Annotated in this window: 16 protein-coding genes and 1 tRNA gene; 14 read left to right on the top strand and 3 right to left on the bottom strand. The window is 68.7% G+C overall.

The annotated features are described in order from the left end of the window. Positions 1–193: 193 nt before the first annotated feature. Positions 194–574: a thioredoxin family protein gene (locus ACSHSS_RS00995; protein WP_212160575.1), complete on the bottom strand. Its 381-nt coding sequence runs from the start codon at positions 572–574 to the stop codon at positions 194–196. Between the two features lie 37 nt (positions 575–611). Further along, positions 612–1934: a DNA-processing protein DprA gene (gene dprA, locus ACSHSS_RS00990; RefSeq protein WP_212160576.1), complete on the bottom strand. Its 1323-nt coding sequence runs from the start codon at positions 1932–1934 to the stop codon at positions 612–614. A gap of 186 nt (positions 1935–2120) precedes the next feature. On the opposite strand from dprA, the gene def reads away from it, so the two are divergent. The 14 genes from def (at position 2121) to ACSHSS_RS00920 (ending at position 14834) form a co-directional block, all read left to right on the top strand. Then, positions 2121–2624, top strand: coding sequence for a peptide deformylase (gene def / locus ACSHSS_RS00985; RefSeq protein WP_006410713.1), 504 nt, complete (start codon positions 2121–2123; stop codon positions 2622–2624). Between the two features lie 34 nt (positions 2625–2658). Next, entirely contained in the window at positions 2659–3642 is a 984-nt protein-coding gene (gene fmt / locus ACSHSS_RS00980) for a methionyl-tRNA formyltransferase (protein WP_212160577.1), read from the top strand. A gap of 121 nt (positions 3643–3763) precedes the next feature. Next, on the top strand, positions 3764–4405 hold the full coding sequence (locus tag ACSHSS_RS00975; RefSeq protein WP_212160578.1) for a LysE family translocator: 642 nt from the start codon (positions 3764–3766) through the stop codon (positions 4403–4405). Positions 4406–4504: 99 nt separating this feature from the next. Beyond that, the gene (gene htpX, locus ACSHSS_RS00970) at positions 4505–5362 is read left to right on the top strand and encodes a zinc metalloprotease HtpX (RefSeq protein WP_006401847.1); all 858 of its coding nucleotides are present in this window, start codon (positions 4505–4507) and stop codon (positions 5360–5362) included. Positions 5363–5545: 183 nt separating this feature from the next. Continuing rightward, entirely contained in the window at positions 5546–6949 is a 1404-nt protein-coding gene (gene rsmB, locus ACSHSS_RS00965; RefSeq protein ID WP_212160583.1) for a 16S rRNA (cytosine(967)-C(5))-methyltransferase RsmB, read from the top strand. After that, on the top strand, positions 6946–7536 hold the full coding sequence (locus tag ACSHSS_RS00960) for a DUF4390 domain-containing protein (protein WP_006401849.1): 591 nt from the start codon (positions 6946–6948) through the stop codon (positions 7534–7536). Before rsmB ends, ACSHSS_RS00960 begins: the two co-directional genes overlap by 4 nt. Next, positions 7526–9979 (top strand): sensor histidine kinase EsaS, encoded by a 2454-nt coding sequence (gene esaS, locus ACSHSS_RS00955; protein ID WP_012214364.1) that lies wholly within the window; start codon positions 7526–7528, stop codon positions 9977–9979. Before ACSHSS_RS00960 ends, esaS begins: the two co-directional genes overlap by 11 nt. Continuing rightward, entirely contained in the window at positions 9980–10681 is a 702-nt protein-coding gene (gene esaR / locus ACSHSS_RS00950; RefSeq protein WP_006401851.1) for a response regulator transcription factor EsaR, read from the top strand. A gap of 62 nt (positions 10682–10743) precedes the next feature. Beyond that, a tRNA-Phe gene (locus ACSHSS_RS00945) sits at positions 10744–10819 on the top strand. A gap of 325 nt (positions 10820–11144) precedes the next feature. After that, the gene (gene queC, locus ACSHSS_RS00940) at positions 11145–11879 is read left to right on the top strand and encodes a 7-cyano-7-deazaguanine synthase QueC (protein ID WP_006401852.1); all 735 of its coding nucleotides are present in this window, start codon (positions 11145–11147) and stop codon (positions 11877–11879) included. Between the two features lie 74 nt (positions 11880–11953). Beyond that, positions 11954–12586: a 7-carboxy-7-deazaguanine synthase gene (gene queE / locus ACSHSS_RS00935; protein WP_006401853.1), complete on the top strand. Its 633-nt coding sequence runs from the start codon at positions 11954–11956 to the stop codon at positions 12584–12586. 19 nt (positions 12587–12605) lie between these two features. Next, complete coding sequence (queD, locus tag ACSHSS_RS00930) at positions 12606–13058, top strand: 6-carboxytetrahydropterin synthase QueD (protein WP_060042330.1); 453 nt, start codon at positions 12606–12608, stop codon at positions 13056–13058. 220 nt (positions 13059–13278) lie between these two features. Further along, positions 13279–14064, top strand: a complete 786-nt coding sequence (locus ACSHSS_RS00925) for an HpcH/HpaI aldolase family protein (RefSeq protein WP_006401855.1) — start codon at positions 13279–13281, stop codon at positions 14062–14064. Further along, a complete protein-coding gene (locus tag ACSHSS_RS00920) occupies positions 14061–14834 on the top strand; it encodes a tetratricopeptide repeat protein (protein WP_060111062.1) in 774 nt (257 codons plus the stop codon). The genes ACSHSS_RS00925 and ACSHSS_RS00920 overlap by 4 nt, the downstream gene beginning before the upstream one ends. Before the next feature lie 42 nt (positions 14835–14876). On the opposite strand, the gene rodA is transcribed toward ACSHSS_RS00920, so the two are convergent. Continuing rightward, on the bottom strand, positions 14877–16025 hold the full coding sequence (gene rodA / locus ACSHSS_RS00915) for a rod shape-determining protein RodA (RefSeq protein WP_006401857.1): 1149 nt from the start codon (positions 16023–16025) through the stop codon (positions 14877–14879). Positions 16026–16033 lie beyond the last annotated feature (8 nt).

Raw genomic sequence — 16033 nt, 5'->3', positions numbered from 1 at the left:
TGTTGGTAGACCGGGTTCGCCGGTGTGGGTCCCTTTTACGACGGCTTTATAGCACACGCCGCCGCGACGGCGGCCGGACGTGTAAAAAGCGGCCCATCATAGAGGGGGGGCGCAGCGGCGGCAAGCGCCCGGTACGGCGCGAGGCCAAACGCGCGAACGCCGACTCGTGAAAAATGCGCGCGGCCGGCCGCGCTCAGGCCTCGACCGTCAGCACGTTGCGCAATTTCGGTGCGTGCGGCGTGCCGGGCACGGCGCTCAGGTCGGACAGCATGCGTTCGACGATCGCCGCGTGCGGCAGCACCGTACCGAAAAAGCGGGCCGTATGGGCGTCCTCGATCAGGATCGTCGGGAAGTTCTCGACGTCGAGATCGTCGAGCCGATCGGCGTGGGTTTCGATGTCGATCCAGGTGAAGCACGCGTTCGGATGCGCGTCGGCCAGCTGGTCGAACAGCGCGCGGTAGTCGCGGCAGGTGCCGCACCATTCGGCGCACAGGCAGGCGACGAGCAGCGTGGCGGGATCGGCGAGACGCTCGGCGATCCGATCGGCGTCGGTGTCGAGATTCAGCGCGGGCATGAGTTTCCTTCGAATGTCGTCGGCGGCACGGCCGCCGCTATGCGGGGGAATGTAGCACGCCGCGTGCAGCAGGGTTGGGCGGCCCGTCGAGCCGACCGTAGCGGCCGCCGGGCAGCGGCGCGACGCGACCGGCCAGCTCGAGCGCGAGCAGCGCGCGGTGCAGTGCATCGTCCGGCAGCCCGCAGCGCTCGGCGAGCCATTCGTATGTGACAGGGCCATATCCGAGCGCCGTCAGCACGGCCTGCTCGGCCGGGCAGGCGGGCAGTTCGTGGGCCGCACCCGGCGTGGCGGCGTCCGGGGCGGCGGCGGGCGGAGACGCTGCGGCAGCGGTCACGTTGTTGAGGTCTGCCACGCCGACGTCCGCACGCGCATCGCCGGCGGCCGGTTCGACGCTCGTGTGCGCGCCGCGCGCCGCAGGCTCGCCGAGCCCGTATTCCTCGAGGATGTCGAGCGGCGTCGCGGTGAGCTTCGCGCCGTCGCGGATCAGCGCGTGGCAGCCCTGTGCGAGCGGCGCGTGAATCGAGCCCGGCATCGCAAATACGTCGCGGCCCAGTTCGTTCGCCAGTCGCGCGGTGATCAGCGAGCCGGAGCGCGGCGCGGCTTCGACGACGAGCGCACCGAGCGCGAGCGCCGCGATCAGACGGTTGCGCTGCGGAAAGTGCGACGCGCGGGCCGGCGTGCCGAGCGGCCATTCGGACACGATCGCACCGTGCGCGGCGATCGCATGCGCGAGCGCATGGTGGCGCGCCGGATAGACGAGGTCGGCGCCCGTCGCGATTACCGCGATCGTGCTCGACGGGCCGTCGAGCGCGCCCTGGTGGGCGGCTGCATCGATGCCGAGCGCGAGCCCCGACACGACCGTGAGCCCCGCATCCGACAACGCACGCGCGAAGCGCGCGGCGTCCGCGAGCCCCTGCGGCGTCGCATGCCGGCTGCCGACCACCGCGATGCCGCGCGCGTGCAGCAGGTCGAGCCGCCCCTTTACATATAGCAGCGGCGGCGGATCGTGCAGATCGCGCAGGCGTGGCGGATAGGCCGGATCGTCGAGCGTGACGATCGCGTTGCCACGCACGTCGAGCCACGCGAGTGCGGCATCGGTGCGCGCGTCGAGATCGGCGCGCTCGCTCGCGCGCACGGCGCGCACGGCGGTCGGGCTGCTCGCCGCGGCGATCGCATCGTCCGGCGCGCGCAGCAGTGCGTCGGCCGACCCGAATGCGTCGAGCAGTGCGCGCAGCACGGCCGGCGGCAGCGACGGCGCGTGCGCGAGCCGCAGCCACGCGCGCAGCCCGGCACGCGTCAGCGCTTGCGGCGACATGAGATTTCCCTCGACGGAAGCGGCCAGCGAACGGCGTGACGCCATGATAAAATTTTCATCATCCGAAATACTCGACGAGGCCGCGTGCGCAGGCGCGCGGCCGAATGCAGGAGGCGCGATCCGCGGCATTGATTCGCCGCGCATCCGCCTCATCTTCATTGCATCCCGGCGGCAGCGCCAGCCGGCCGGATGGCCGATGCGGCACACCGCTTCACCGAATACCGAAAGACCATGGCTTTGCTGAACATTCTTCATTACCCCGACAAGCGGCTGCACAAGGTCGCGAAGCCCGTCGACAAGGTCGACGACCGCATCCGCAAGCTCGTTGCCGACATGGCCGAGACGATGTACGCGGCGCCCGGCATCGGCCTCGCGGCGACGCAGGTCGACGTGCACGAACGCGTGATCGTGATCGACGTGTCCGAAGACAAGAACGAGCTGCGCGCCTTCATCAACCCCGAGATCATCTGGTCGAGCGACGGCAAGCAGGTCTACGAAGAAGGCTGTCTGTCGGTGCCCGGCATCTACGATGAAGTCGAGCGCCCGGACCGCGTGCGCGTGCGCGCGCTCAACGAGCAGGGCGAGACGTTCGAGCTCGACTGCGAAGGCCTGCTCGCCGTATGCATCCAGCACGAAATGGATCACCTGATGGGCCGCGTGTTCGTCGAATACCTGTCGCCGCTCAAGCAGAGCCGGATCAAGACGAAGATGAAGAAACTCGAACGCGCGATGTGACGCGCGTTCGCCGAGACCGACCCCGAACGCTGTCATGACCCATACGTTGCGCGTGATTTTTGCCGGCACGCCGGAATTCGCCGCGGCCGCGCTGGCCGCGATCCACGACGCCGGTTTCGCGGTGCCGCTCGTGCTCACGCAGCCCGACCGGCCCGCCGGGCGCGGCATGAAGCTGCAGGCGAGCGCCGTGAAGCGCTACGCGCTCGAGCACGGGCTGCCCGTCGCGCAGCCGCCGTCGCTGCGCCGCGCCGGCAAGTATCCGGCCGAGGCCGTTGAGGCGATCGAGCTGCTGCGCGCGACGCCGCACGACGTGATGGTCGTCGCCGCATACGGGCTGCTGCTGCCGCAGGAAGTGCTCGATATTCCGCGCCACGGCTGCATCAACATCCATGCGTCGCTGCTGCCGCGCTGGCGCGGCGCCGCGCCGATCCATCGTGCGATCGAGGCCGGCGACGCCGAAACGGGCGTCACGCTGATGCAGATGGACGCCGGGCTCGACACGGGCGCGATGATCCAGGAATCGCGCATCGCGATTGCGCCCGACGATACGACGGCGACGCTGCACGACCGGCTAGCGGCCGACGGCGCGCGGCTCATCGTCGACGCGCTCGCGCGGCTCGAACTCGACGGCACGCTCGCGGCGACGCCGCAGCCGGCCGACGGCGTGACCTACGCGGAAAAGATCGGCAAGCACGAAGCCGCGCTCGACTGGCGCAGGCCCGCGGACGTGCTGGCGCGCCAGGTGCGCGCGTTCGATCCGTTCCCCGGCGGCGTCGCGACGCTCGACGGCGCCGCGATCAAGATCTGGGCGGCCGAGCCCGCCACCGGGCGCGGCGACGCGACGCCCGGCACGATCGTCGAAGCGGCGCCGGACGGCGTCATCGTGGCGTGCGGCACCGGCGCGCTGCGCGTGACGCAGTTGCAGAAGCCGGGCGGCAAGCGCCTGCCGGCACGCGAATTCCTCGCCGGCTCGCCACTCGCCGCAGGCCAGCGTTTCGCATTGCCCGACGCGGGCTGAGCAGCCGGCGAGACGCCATTCGACACGCTGCGCGGACCGCGCGCAATCGGCCGAACGGCCGAGTCGCGCGGCCTGTCCGGCGCGCGTAGAATTTCCCGGCATTCCCTGTTGCGAGGCTTTCATGTTCGGCATCGTCCATTTCGGTTTCTTTCTGCCAGCGGTGTTCCTGCTGAACGTCACGCCCGGCCCCGATACCGCGTACATCGTCGGCCGCAGCGTTGCGCAGGGCCGCCGCGCGGGCCTGATGTCGGCGCTCGGCATTTCGGCCGGCTGCTGCGTGCACGTGCTCGCATGCGCGTTCGGGCTGACCGCGCTGCTCGCGGCATCGGCGGCCGCGTTCACCGTCATCAAGCTGGTGGGCGCCGCCTATCTGATCTATCTCGGCGTGCGCATGGTGCTCGCGAAGCCCGCCGCCGCGGCGCCGGCCGCCGGCACCGCGTCCGCGTCGCCCGCGAAGCCGCTGCGCCAGCTTTTCCTGCAGGGCTTCTGGACGAACGTGCTGAATCCGAAGGTCGTGCTGTTTTTCGTGTCGTTCTTCCCGCAATTCGTGGCGGCCGACAGCCCGCACAAGACGCTCGCTTTTCTGACCCTCGGCGCGGTGTTCGTCACGATGAGCACGATCTGGAGCGGCCTGGTCGCGTGGGTTGCGGGCAGCGTCACGCAGCACTTTTCCGGCAAGCCCGGCGTCAAGAAATGGCTCGATCGCACGGTCGGCAGCGCGTTCGTCGGGCTGGGGCTGCGGCTCGCGACGGCACAGCGCTGAAATTTGAATTTTTCCGGCGAGCCCTTATCTAACAGATCGCTTACAATTTCCCGCCGCACAGTCGTGACGGCGGGTTTCCCCGACGGATAAGGAGTGGGTATGTTCAATTGGGTCAAAACGGCGATGCTGATGGCCGCGATCACGGCCCTGTTCATCGTGATCGGCGGCATGATCGGCGGCTCGCGCGGCATGACGATCGCCCTGCTGTTCGCGCTCGGCATGAATTTCTTCTCGTACTGGTTCTCCGACAAGATGGTGCTGCGCATGTACAACGCGCAGGAGGTCGACGAGAACACGGCGCCGCAGTTCTACCGGATGGTCCGCGAGCTGGCCACGCGCGCGAACCTGCCGATGCCGCGTGTCTATCTGATCAACGAGGATGCGCCGAACGCGTTTGCGACGGGCCGCAACCCCGAGCATGCGGCCGTGGCGGCGACTACCGGTATCCTGCGCGTGCTGTCCGAGCGCGAGATGCGCGGCGTGATGGCGCACGAGCTTGCGCACGTGAAGCACCGCGACATCCTGATCTCGACGATCACCGCGACGATGGCCGGTGCGATCTCGGCGATCGCGAACTTCGCGATGTTCTTCGGCGGGCGCGATGAAAACGGCCGGCCGGTCAATCCGATCGCAGGCATCGCGGTCGCGTTGCTCGCGCCGATCGCGGGCGCGCTGATCCAGATGGCGATCTCGCGTGCGCGCGAGTTCGAGGCCGACCGCGGCGGTGCGCAGATCTCCGGCGACCCGCAAGCGCTCGCGAGCGCGCTCGACAAGATTCATCGCTATGCGGCGGGTATCCCGTTCCAGGCGGCCGAAGCGCATCCGGCCACCGCGCAGATGATGATCATGAACCCGCTTCACGGCGGCGGTCTGCAGAATCTGTTCTCGACGCACCCGGCTACCGAGGAGCGCATCGCGCGGCTGATGGAAATGGCGCGCACCGGCCGCTTCGACTGACGGCGCCCGTCCGCGGCGCCTGTTCCGCGGCCCTTCCCCGATCACCCCGCATGCGTCGCGCTGCGGGGTGATTCATTTGCGCGTCGTCCGGGCCCCATCCGGTCGCACGCTACAATGCGCGGTTTGGGATCGGCGCGGCGTCGGCGTCGCGCGGCTCCCGCTCCGCTTGCCGATTTCGCTCCGATGACACGAACCCGTTCCGCTTCCCCGTCTTCCTCCGGCCGCGCCGCACGCCTGTCGGCATTGCGCGTCGCGCCCGACTCGCTCGGCTTCGCGCTCGACGCGGCCGCGCAGGCGGTCGATGCGGTGCGGCGCGGCACTGCGTTGCCGGCCGCGCTCTCCGCGGTGTTCGCGCAGATGGCATCGGGCGCGCAGGCGCTCGCGCGCGGTGCGACGCAGGACGTCGCGTATCGCACGATGCGCCGTCTCGGCAGCGTCGACTGGGTGATCGCGCGCCTCGTCGGCAAGGCGCCGCCCGCGCACGTGCATGCGGTGCTCGCCGGTGCGCTCGCGCTGCTGCTCGACGCGGACGGCGAAGCGGCGTATCCGCCGTTCACGGTCGTCGATCAGGCCGTGACCACGATCGGCGCGCGGCGCGAATATGCGTTTGCGAAGGGGATGGTAAACGCCGTGCTGCGACGCTTCCTGCGCGAACGCGACACGCTCGTCGCCGCGATGCATGCCGATCCGGTCGCGCAATGGAACTACCGCGCATGGTGGATCGACGCCGTGAAGCGCGCATGGCCCGACGCCTGGCAGGCAATACTCGCGGCCGGCGACCGCCAGGGTCCGCTGACCTTGCGCGTGAACGCGCGTCGCGCGAGCGTCGACGCGTATCTCGGCACGCTGCGCGATAACGGAATCGAGGCCGCCGCGATCGGCCGGCATGCGGTGCGGCTCGCGTCGGCGCTGCCGGTCGAGCGCATTCCGGGTTTCGCCGACGGCATCGTGTCGGTGCAGGATGCGGGCGCCCAGCTCGCGGCCGAATGGCTCGGCGCGCGCGACGGCATGCGCGTGCTCGATGCCTGCGCGGCACCGGGCGGCAAGACCGGCCATATCCTCGAACTCGCCGACGCGGAAGTCGTTGCGCTCGAAAGCGACGCGAGCCGCGCGACGCGCATCGGCGAGAACCTCGCGCGGCTGTCGCTCGCGGCCGACGTGCGCGTCGGCGATGCGGGCGCGCCCGACGCCTGGTACGACGGCCGTCCGTTCGACCGGATCCTGGCCGACGTGCCGTGCTCGGCGTCCGGGATCGTGCGACGCCATCCGGACATCCGCTGGCTGCGCCGCGAAGCCGACATCCCGGCGCTCGTAGCCGAACAGCGGCGCATCCTCTCGGCGCTGTGGCCGCTCGTGAAGCCGGGCGGCGAACTGCTGTACGTCACGTGCTCGCTCTTCCCCGAAGAAGGCGAGCAGCAGGCGCGCTGGTTTGAAGCGGCCTGCGAAGATGCGGTACGATTGGACGCGCCCGGCCAGCTGCTGCCGCGTGCCGCTTCGGGCGGAGCGGGCAGCGAAGGCGCCGCCGGCGTGCCCGACCCGACCACCGATCACGACGGATTTTTCTACGCGCGGTTTCAGAAACGGTGACGATCAAACACCTTTTTCCACTTCGGCTCGCGGCCGTCCTGCTGGTCGCGTTGACGCTGTGCGTGGCCATCGTGCGGCCGGCGCACGCCGAATCGATTGCCGTGCAGCGCGCCTCGCTGCAGGCCGACGGAAACGGCTGGAGCCTCGACGCCCGCTTCGATTTCGAACTGAACCCGAACCTCGAGGATGCCGTGAACAAGGGCATCCCGCTTTATTTCACGACCGACTTCGAATTGAGCCGCGCGCGCTGGTACTGGTTCGACGAGCAGCCGGTGTCGGTGTCGCAGACGATCCGCCTGTCGTTCCAGCCGCTCACGCGCGAGTACCGCGTGTCGACGGGCGGCCTGCAGCTCGGCTTCGGCACGCTGAAGGACGCGCTCGCGGTGGTCAAGCACATCACGTCGTGGCACGTGATCGACCGCAACCAGGTGCGTGCCGGCGAGACGTACACGGCGTCGGTGCGGATGCAGCTCGACACGGCGCTGATGCCGAAGCCGTTCCAGGTCGACGCGGTGAACAACCGCGACTGGACGCTCGCCTCGGACTGGAAGCGCTTTACGTTCACGGTGGCCGAACGTGCTAAATAAAGTGCGCCGCGCGACGAGCGGAAAGAGCCTCCTCATACGCGTGATCGTGTCGACCGTCGCGATCACCGCGCTGCTGCTGCTCGTGCTGCTCGCGGCCGCGAGCGCGAACACCGAATTCTTCGATCGCTACTACTCGTGGCTGTACGCGGCGAACATCATCGTCGCGCTCGTGTTCCTGCTCGTCGTGCTCGGGCTGATCGGGATGATCGTCGTACGCCTGAGGAAGGGCAAGTTCGGCACGCGGCTGCTCGCGAAGCTCGCGATCTTCTTCGCGCTCGTCGGCGTCGTGCCGGGCGGCATCATCTACATCGTGTCGTACCAGTTCGTGTCGCGCAGCATCGAGTCGTGGTTCGACGTGAACGTCGAAACCGCGCTGACGGCCGGCCTGAACCTCGGCCGCGGCATGCTCGACGCGTCGCTGTCCGATCTGCAGACGAAGGCGCGCTTGATGTCCGATCAGCTCGCGAGCGTCGATGCGAACACGAACGGCACGACGCTCACGCTGCTGCGTCTGCGCGACCAGTTCGGCGTGCAGGACGCGACGATCGTCGAGCCGAGCCGCGGCGGTTCGGGTGCGTCGCCGGATCTGCATATCGTCGCGCAGGCGTCGGGCAATTTCGCGGCGCTGATTCCGGACGATCTGCCGACGCCGCTGATGCTGAGCCAGGCCCGCGAGCACGGCGCATATGCGGCGATCGAGGGCGAAGTCGACGGCGATCCGCGTGCGCACGGCGCGAAGGGCGCGCTGCGGCTGCGCGTCGTGCGGCCGATTCCGGACGCGACGACGTCGATGCTGCAGCCGGCCGAACGCTTCCTGCAGCTCACGCAGCCCGTGCCGCCGACGCTCGCGCACAACGCGGACGCCGTCCAGCGCGCCTATCGCGAGTATCAGGAGAAATCGCTCGGCCGCACGGGGCTGCGCAAGATGTACATCGGCACGCTGACGCTCGCGCTGTTCCTCGCGACCTTCATCGCGATGATGCTTGCGCTCGCGCTCGGCCAGCAGCTTGCGCGGCCGCTGTTCCTGCTCGCGCAGGGCACGAAGGAAGTCGCCGAAGGCGACTACACGCCGAAGCGCGAGATCAAGACGCGCGACGAGCTCGGCTTCCTCACGCAGTCGTTCAACGCGATGACGCGCCAGTTGTCCGAGGCGCGGCTCGCGGTCGAGAAGAACCGGATCGCGCTCGAGCATTCGAAGGCCTATCTCGAAAGCATTCTGGCGAACCTGACGGCCGGCGTGTTCGTGCTCGATCGCCAGTTCCGGCTGACGACGGCCAACCGCGGCGCCGAGCGGATCTTCCGGCAGCCGTTCAATTCGCTGATCGGTACGACGCTCGACCAGATCGGCGTCGTCGCCGGGTTCGGCGCGATGGTGCGCAAGGCGTTCGCGGATCGCGAGGCGGCGTCCGACAGCGGCAGCGGCGATACCGGCCACTGGCAGCAGCAGTTCGCGGTCGAAGTGCCGGGCGAGACCGATCCGCTGACGCTGCTCGTGCGCGGCACGCGGCTCGTGTCGACGGTCGAAGGGCAGGCCGACGATCCGCAGACGTCGGGTTACGTCGTCGTGTTCGACGACATCTCCGACGTGATTTCCGCGCAGCGCTCGGTCGCATGGGGCGAGGTGGCGCGCCGGCTCGCGCACGAGATCAAGAACCCGCTGACGCCGATCCAGCTGTCGGCCGAACGGCTGCAGATGAAGCTGTCGGACAAGCTCGCGCCGCACGACGCGGACGTGCTCAAGCGCGGCGCGACGATGATCGTCAACCAGGTGGCCGCGATGAAGCGGATGGTCGACGACTTCCGCGAATACGCACGCACGCCGCCGGCCGTGCTCGCGAACCTGCAGTTGAACGATCTGGTGAGCGAAGTGTTGGGGCTGTACGGCGTCGGCGAAGGCAAGAATCCGATCGTCGTCGAGCTCGCGCCGTCGCTGCCGGTGATTCGCGGCGATGCGACGCAACTGCGTCAGGTGATACACAACCTGCTGCAGAACGCGCAGGATTCGGTCGCGGAGTCCGAGCATCCGCGTGTGTTGATCGAAACCAAGACAGTAGAATATGGCGACCCCGACGCCGAGGGCAAAACGCGCGTCGCGGTTCGTCTTACCGTGTCCGACAACGGGCCCGGTTTCCCGGCGCGCATCCTGACGCGCGCGTTCGAGCCTTACGTGACGACGAAGGCGAAGGGTACGGGGCTCGGGTTGGCCACGGTCAAGAAGATCGTCGACGAGCATGGCGCGCGGATCGATCTGCGCAATCGCATGCACGGCGAGACCGTCGAAGGTGCGCAGGTGTCGATCCTGTTCCTGCAGATGGCGAGCGATGCGCCGAATGCGGGGCCCGACGGAGCGGCGCCCGCGGCGGCGTCGGCCGCCGGCAAGCCGGCCGCCGGACGGTCGGCCTCGACGAAGACAAAAGCAAGTGAGCAGACAAAGGCAGCGTAAATGGCAACCATCCTGGTGGTAGATGATGAAATGGGCATCCGGGAATTGCTCTCGGAGATCCTCAGCGACGAAGGACACGTCGTCGAGGCGGCGGAGAACGCGCAGGCTGCGCGGGAATACCGGCTGAATCAGGCGCCCGATCTCGTGCTGCTCGATATCTGGATGCCGGATACCGACGGCGTCACGCTGCTCAAGGAATGGGCGGCTCAGGGCCTGCTGACGATGCCGGTCATCATGATGTCCGGGCACGCGACGATCGACACGGCCGTCGAGGCGACGAAGATCGGCGCGCTCGATTTCCTCGAGAAGCCGATCGCGCTGCAGAAGCTGCTGAAGGCCGTCGAGCACGGGCTCGCGCGCGGCGCGGCGCCGGTGTCTGCGAATGCGGCGGCGAAGGCCGGCGCGGGGCAGGCGGCGGGGCCCGCGGCAGTCGCGTCGGCGGCCGCGCTGCCGACGCTCGGCGACGACGTCGCAGCGGCGCTCGGCCTCGCGGGCCAGACGGCCGCGATTCCGTTCGACATTCCGCTGCGCGAAGCGCGCGATGCGTTCGAACGCGCGTACTTCGAATACCACCTCGCGCGCGAGAACGGCAGCATGACGCGCGTCGCGGAAAAGACCGGCCTCGAACGCACGCACCTGTATCGCAAGCTCAAGCAGCTCGGCGTCGAACTCGGCAAGAAGCCGTCCGAAGGCGCGGCGTAAAAAATTTCACGAAAAGGGCTTGTACAGTTCAAAAGAGGTCGCTATACTCTCGTTTCTTCGTTGGCCCGGTAGCTCAGTTGGTAGAGCAGCGGATTGAAAATCCGCGTGTCGGTGGTTCGATTCCGCCCCAGGCCACCAGCAGTTCCAACCCCAAGAATCGTCAGGTTCTTGGGGTTTTTCGTTTGGGGCGGGTCTCGCGTGCCCGGCAGCATTGGCGGCGGCGTGATAAAATCCGTGCCCGCTCAATGACTTAGCGCACCGCCCTCTGCATCCGGCGCAATCGGTCGAATGTCCGCGCCGCGATGCCGCGCGATGGGCGGTATAAGCGCCGTACCGCGTTGACGGGCTGCGGCGCTGCCTATACTGGTCGCGCCGGCGCAGGCCGGCACGCGTCGGGCCGTTCGGCGGCAGCCGGCCATCGGGCGCAGTGCGACGCGAGCCTATACATTCACGGAGTATCACGGTGATTCGGACAGACGCTAAAGACGGCGCGCTCGTGCTGTTTTCCGGCGGGCAGGACTCGGCCACGTGCGTGGCGTGGGCCCTCGAACGCTACCAGACGGTCGAAACGCTCGGCTTCGACTACGGCCAGCGCCATCGCGTCGAACTCGAGTGCCGCGAAGGCGTGCGCGAAGCGCTGAAGCGGCAGTTCCCCGCGTGGGCGGACCGGCTCGGCGACGATCACATGATCGATCTGTCGGTGCTCGGCGCGATCAGCGATACCGCGATGACGCGCGCGATCGAGATCGAGACGGCTGCGAACGGCCTGCCGAACACGTTCGTGCCGGGCCGCAACCTGCTGTTCATGACGATCGCCGCGGCAATCGCGTATCGTCGCGGGCTGCGCGTGCTGGTCGGCGGGATGTGCGAGACCGATTTTTCGGGCTACCCGGACTGCCGCGACGACACGATGAAGGCGCTTCAGGTCGCGCTGAACCTCGGGATGGACACGCGCATCGTGCTCGAGACGCCGCTGATGTGGCTCGACAAGGCGCAGACTTGGCAGCTCGCCGAGCAGCTCGGCGGCCAGGCGCTCGTCGAGCTGATTCGCGTCGAGACGCATACCTGCTACGTCGGCGAGCGTGCGGAACTGCACGACTGGGGTTTCGGCTGCGGCGAATGCCCGGCATGCAAGCTGCGCAAGCGCGGCTACGAAGCGTATCTGAAGGGCGAGCGGGTGACCGAAGCGCCGCTGTGACGCGGCGTGCGGGCGGCGCGGGCCGATGAACGGATTCTGATCGACAACGAGCGGCGCAAGCCGGACGAAGGACGATGACTTACGCGGTCAAGGAAATTTTCTACACGTTGCAGGGCGAGGGCGCGAACGCGGGCCGGCCGGCCGTGTTCTGCCGGTTCGCCGGCTGCAATCTGTGGTCGGGCCGCGAAGAGGACCGTGCGCAGGCCGTCTGCCGCTTCTGCGATACCGACTTCGTCGGCACCGACGGCGAGAACGGCGGCAAGTTCAAGGATGCCGACGCGCTCGTCGCGACGATCGCGGGCCTGTGGCCGGACGGCGAAGCGCACCGCTTCGTCGTCTGCACGGGCGGCGAGCCGATGCTGCAGCTCGACCAGCCGCTCGTCGACGCGCTGCACGCGGCCGGCTTCGAGATCGCGATCGAGACGAACGGCTCGCTGCCGGTGCTCGAATCGATCGACTGGATCTGCGTGAGCCCGAAGGCCGATGCGCCGCTCGTCGTCACGAAGGGTAACGAGCTGAAGGTCGTGATCCCGCAGGACAATCAGCGGCTCGCCGATTACGCGAAGCTCGACTTCGAGTATTTTCTGGTGCAGCCGATGGACGGCCCGTCGCGCGACCTGAACACGAAGCTCGCGATCGACTGGTGCAAGCGGCATCCGCAGTGGCGCCTGTCGATGCAGACGCACAAATATCTGAACATTCCCTGAGCCACGGCTTTTTGACATCGTGCTGATTACCCGAAAACTCGAATTCGACGCGGGCCACCGCATTCCCGATCACCGCAGCCAGTGCCGGAACCTGCACGGCCATCGCTATGTGCTCGAAATCACGCTGCGCGGCGATCTCGTCGATACCGAGGGGGCGCCCGATCGCGGCATGGTGATGGATTTCGCCGACGTGAAGGCGCTCGCGGTCGAGCACCTCGTCAGCAAGTGGGATCACGCGTTCCTCGTCTACGCGCGCGACGAAGTCGTGCGTTCGTTCCTCGAGCAGATGGCCGATCACAAGACGGTCGTGCTCGACCGCATTCCGACCGTCGAAAACCTCGCCGCGATCGCGTTCGACATCCTCGCGAGCGTCTACGACGCGCATTACGGCGTGAACCTGCGCCTCGAGCGCGTGCGGCTCTACGAGACGCCGAACTGCTGGGCCGACGTCGAGCGCGACGCAGCCCGCTGATCTGCGCCGCATCGGGCCGCCGGCACGCTGGCCGGCGCGTCCGGCCGCCGCAGCGCGCGCGGCGCCTCCCTCCGCGTTTTCCTACCCGCATTCCGCCCGACGCCGCGCTATGATCGCTGCGTGAGGCGGCGAAGCGCTGCCCGTCGCGCCGTCGCGCGCGACCGACACCCCTGCCGTTGCTTGTCCCGTTCGATTGCCTGTCCGCCGGGAGGCCGTATCGATGAGCACGCTGACCAATTCCCTGAAACAACGTCTGCACGACGGCGACGAGCCGCTGTACGGGCTGTGGCTCACGCTCGCGAGCGACACGGCGGCGGAAGCGCTCGCGCACGCGGGCTACGACTGGCTCTGCATCGACATGGAGCACGCGCCGAACGACAGCCGCGACGTCGCCTCGCAGCTGCGCGCGATGGCTGCCGCACGCCTGCCGACCGAGCCCGTCGTGCGCGTGCCGGCCCGCGAGCCGTGGCTCGTGAAGCGCGCGCTCGACGCCGGCGCGCGCACGCTGATGTTTCCGTGCATCGAGACGGCCGACGATGCCGCGCACGCGGTGCGCCTCACGCGCTTTCCGTCGCCCGAGTCGCCGGACGGTGTGCGCGGCGTGGCCGGCATGGTGCGCGCGGCGGCGTTCGGGATGCGGCGCGACTACGTGCAGACCGCGAACGCGCAGATCGCGGTGATCGTGCAGATCGAATCCGCGCGCGGCATCGACGAGGTCGAACGGATCGCCGCGACGCCCGGCGTCGACTGCGTGTTCGTCGGGCCGGCCGATCTCGCGGCGAGCCTCGGTCATCTCGGCGACGTCCGACATCCGGACGTCGAATCCGCGATCGCGCGCGTGCTCGCGGCCGGCCGGCAGGCGGGCGTCGCGGTCGGCATCTTCGCGTCGGACAGCGCGAGCGCACGCCAGTGCCGCGACGCCGGCTACCGGATGATCGCGCTGTCGGCCGACGTGATCTGGCTGCTGCGCGCGACGCGGCAGGCACTGCAGGAGGTGCGGTCATGAGCGCGGCCGATGGCGCGTGTCGCGGGCGGGCCGCGCGTAGGGCGCCGCGCGCCGCACGGCTGGCGGCGGCGCTCGGCCTCGGCGCGCTATGCGCGGCGGCGGCCGCGCAGCGTGCGCCGCATGCGCAGCCGGAACCGGCGCGCGAGACGCAGTCCGCGATCGCCGACTACAACGCGGGCGACTATCGCGCGGCGCTCGTCCAGTTCCATGACGCGGCCGAGCGCGGCAATCGCCTCGCGCAGTTCAACTACGCGATGATGCTGCTGACGGGCGAAGGCGTGACGGCGAACGTCGACGAAGGGCTGCGCTGGCTGAAGCGCGCGGCGAACGCGAACATGTCGCATGCGCAGTACGTGTACGGGCGGATGTTCGACGACGGCGAATTCGTCGCGCGCAATCCGGCCGAAGCGCATCGCTGGTTCCTGCGCGCGGCGAAGCAGGGGCACGTGCAGGCCGCGCTGTCGCTCGCGAACCAGTTTCTCGACGGGCGCGGCACGCCGCGCGACAACCGGCAGGCGTTCCTCTGGTACAAGCAGGCCGCCGATGCGGGCGAGCCGACCGCGCAGTACGTGACCGCGTCGTTCTACGAGCGCGGCGGCGACGGCGTCACGCGCGATCTGAACATCGCGCGCGCCTATTACGCGGCGGCGGCCGCGCAAGGCGACGAGACGGCGGAACTGAAATACCAGGAACTGAGCGCGCGGCTGAAGGCGCAGGGGCCGGGCGCGGGCGGCGGCGCGCAGGGCGATTCGCACGCGGCGCCGCAGTAAGGAGCGCGCGCTGCGCGCACGGGCGGCCGGCGCCGCCTGCGCTCAGCTTTTCATCAGCCGGCGCTGGCGGCCGACGCTCATGATCATCCCGATCGCGATGCCGAGCGTCGTGAGCGCGGTGCCGCCGTAGCTCATGAACGGCAGCGGCACGCCGACCACCGGCAGCACGCCGCTGACCATGCCGATGTTCACGAACGCATAGACGAAGAACGCGAGCGTCAGCGAGCCCGCGAGCAGCCGTCCGAATAGCGTCGCGCCCTGCGCGGCGATGTACAGCCCGCGCGCGATCAGCGCCATGTAGAGCGTGAGCAGCACGAGGCCGCCGACGAGCCCCCATTCCTCCGAGAACACCGCGAAGATGAAGTCGGTGTGCTTTTCCGGAATGAATTCGAGGTGCGCCTGCGTGCCTTTCAGGTAGCCCTTGCCGAGCACGCCGCCGGAGCCGATCGCGATCACCGCCTGGATCGTATGGAAGCCCTTGCCGAGCGGGTCGGACGTCGGATCGAGCAGCGTGCAGACGCGGTGCTTCTGGTAGTCGTGCATCAGCGGCCACTGCACTTCCGGCTGGCAGATGCGCTCCTCGAACACGGCGATCGAGCCGACCGCGATCACGCCCGCGACGAGCACCGGCACGATCAGCTTGAACGACAGGCCGGCCAGATAGATCACGAAGAAGCCGGCCGCGAACACGAGCAGGCCGGTGCCGAGGTCGGGCTGCTTCGCGATCAGGCCGACCGGCACGAGCAGGATCCCGAACGCGGCGACGAAGTCGTACCAGCGCAGTGCGCCTTCGCGGCGCTGGTAGTACCACGCGAGCATCAGCGGCGTCGCGATCTTCAGAATCTCGGACGGCTGGATCACGACGCCGACGTTCAGCCAGCGTTTCGCGCCCTTCTTGGTCATGCCGAACAGCGCGACCGCGACGAGCAGCGCGACGCCGAACGTATAGAGCGGGACCGCGAAACGCATCAGCGTCGTCGGCGGAATGTTGGCGATCACCCACATCAGTACGAACGTCAGCAGGATGTTGCGCAACTGATCCTCGACGCGGCCCGGCATGTCGATGCTCGCGCTGTACAGCGTGACGATCCCGACGCACAGCAGCAGGAACACGATGAGGGCGAGCGGGCGGTCGAAGCCCGCGAACATCTGCTTGATCTTGTCGAGCCAGGCGCGCTTGTCGAATTGCATGCCTTTCT

This window comes from Burkholderia sp. BC1, from assembly GCF_052683555.1.
This window is presented reverse-complemented; position numbering and strand designations above follow the sequence as displayed.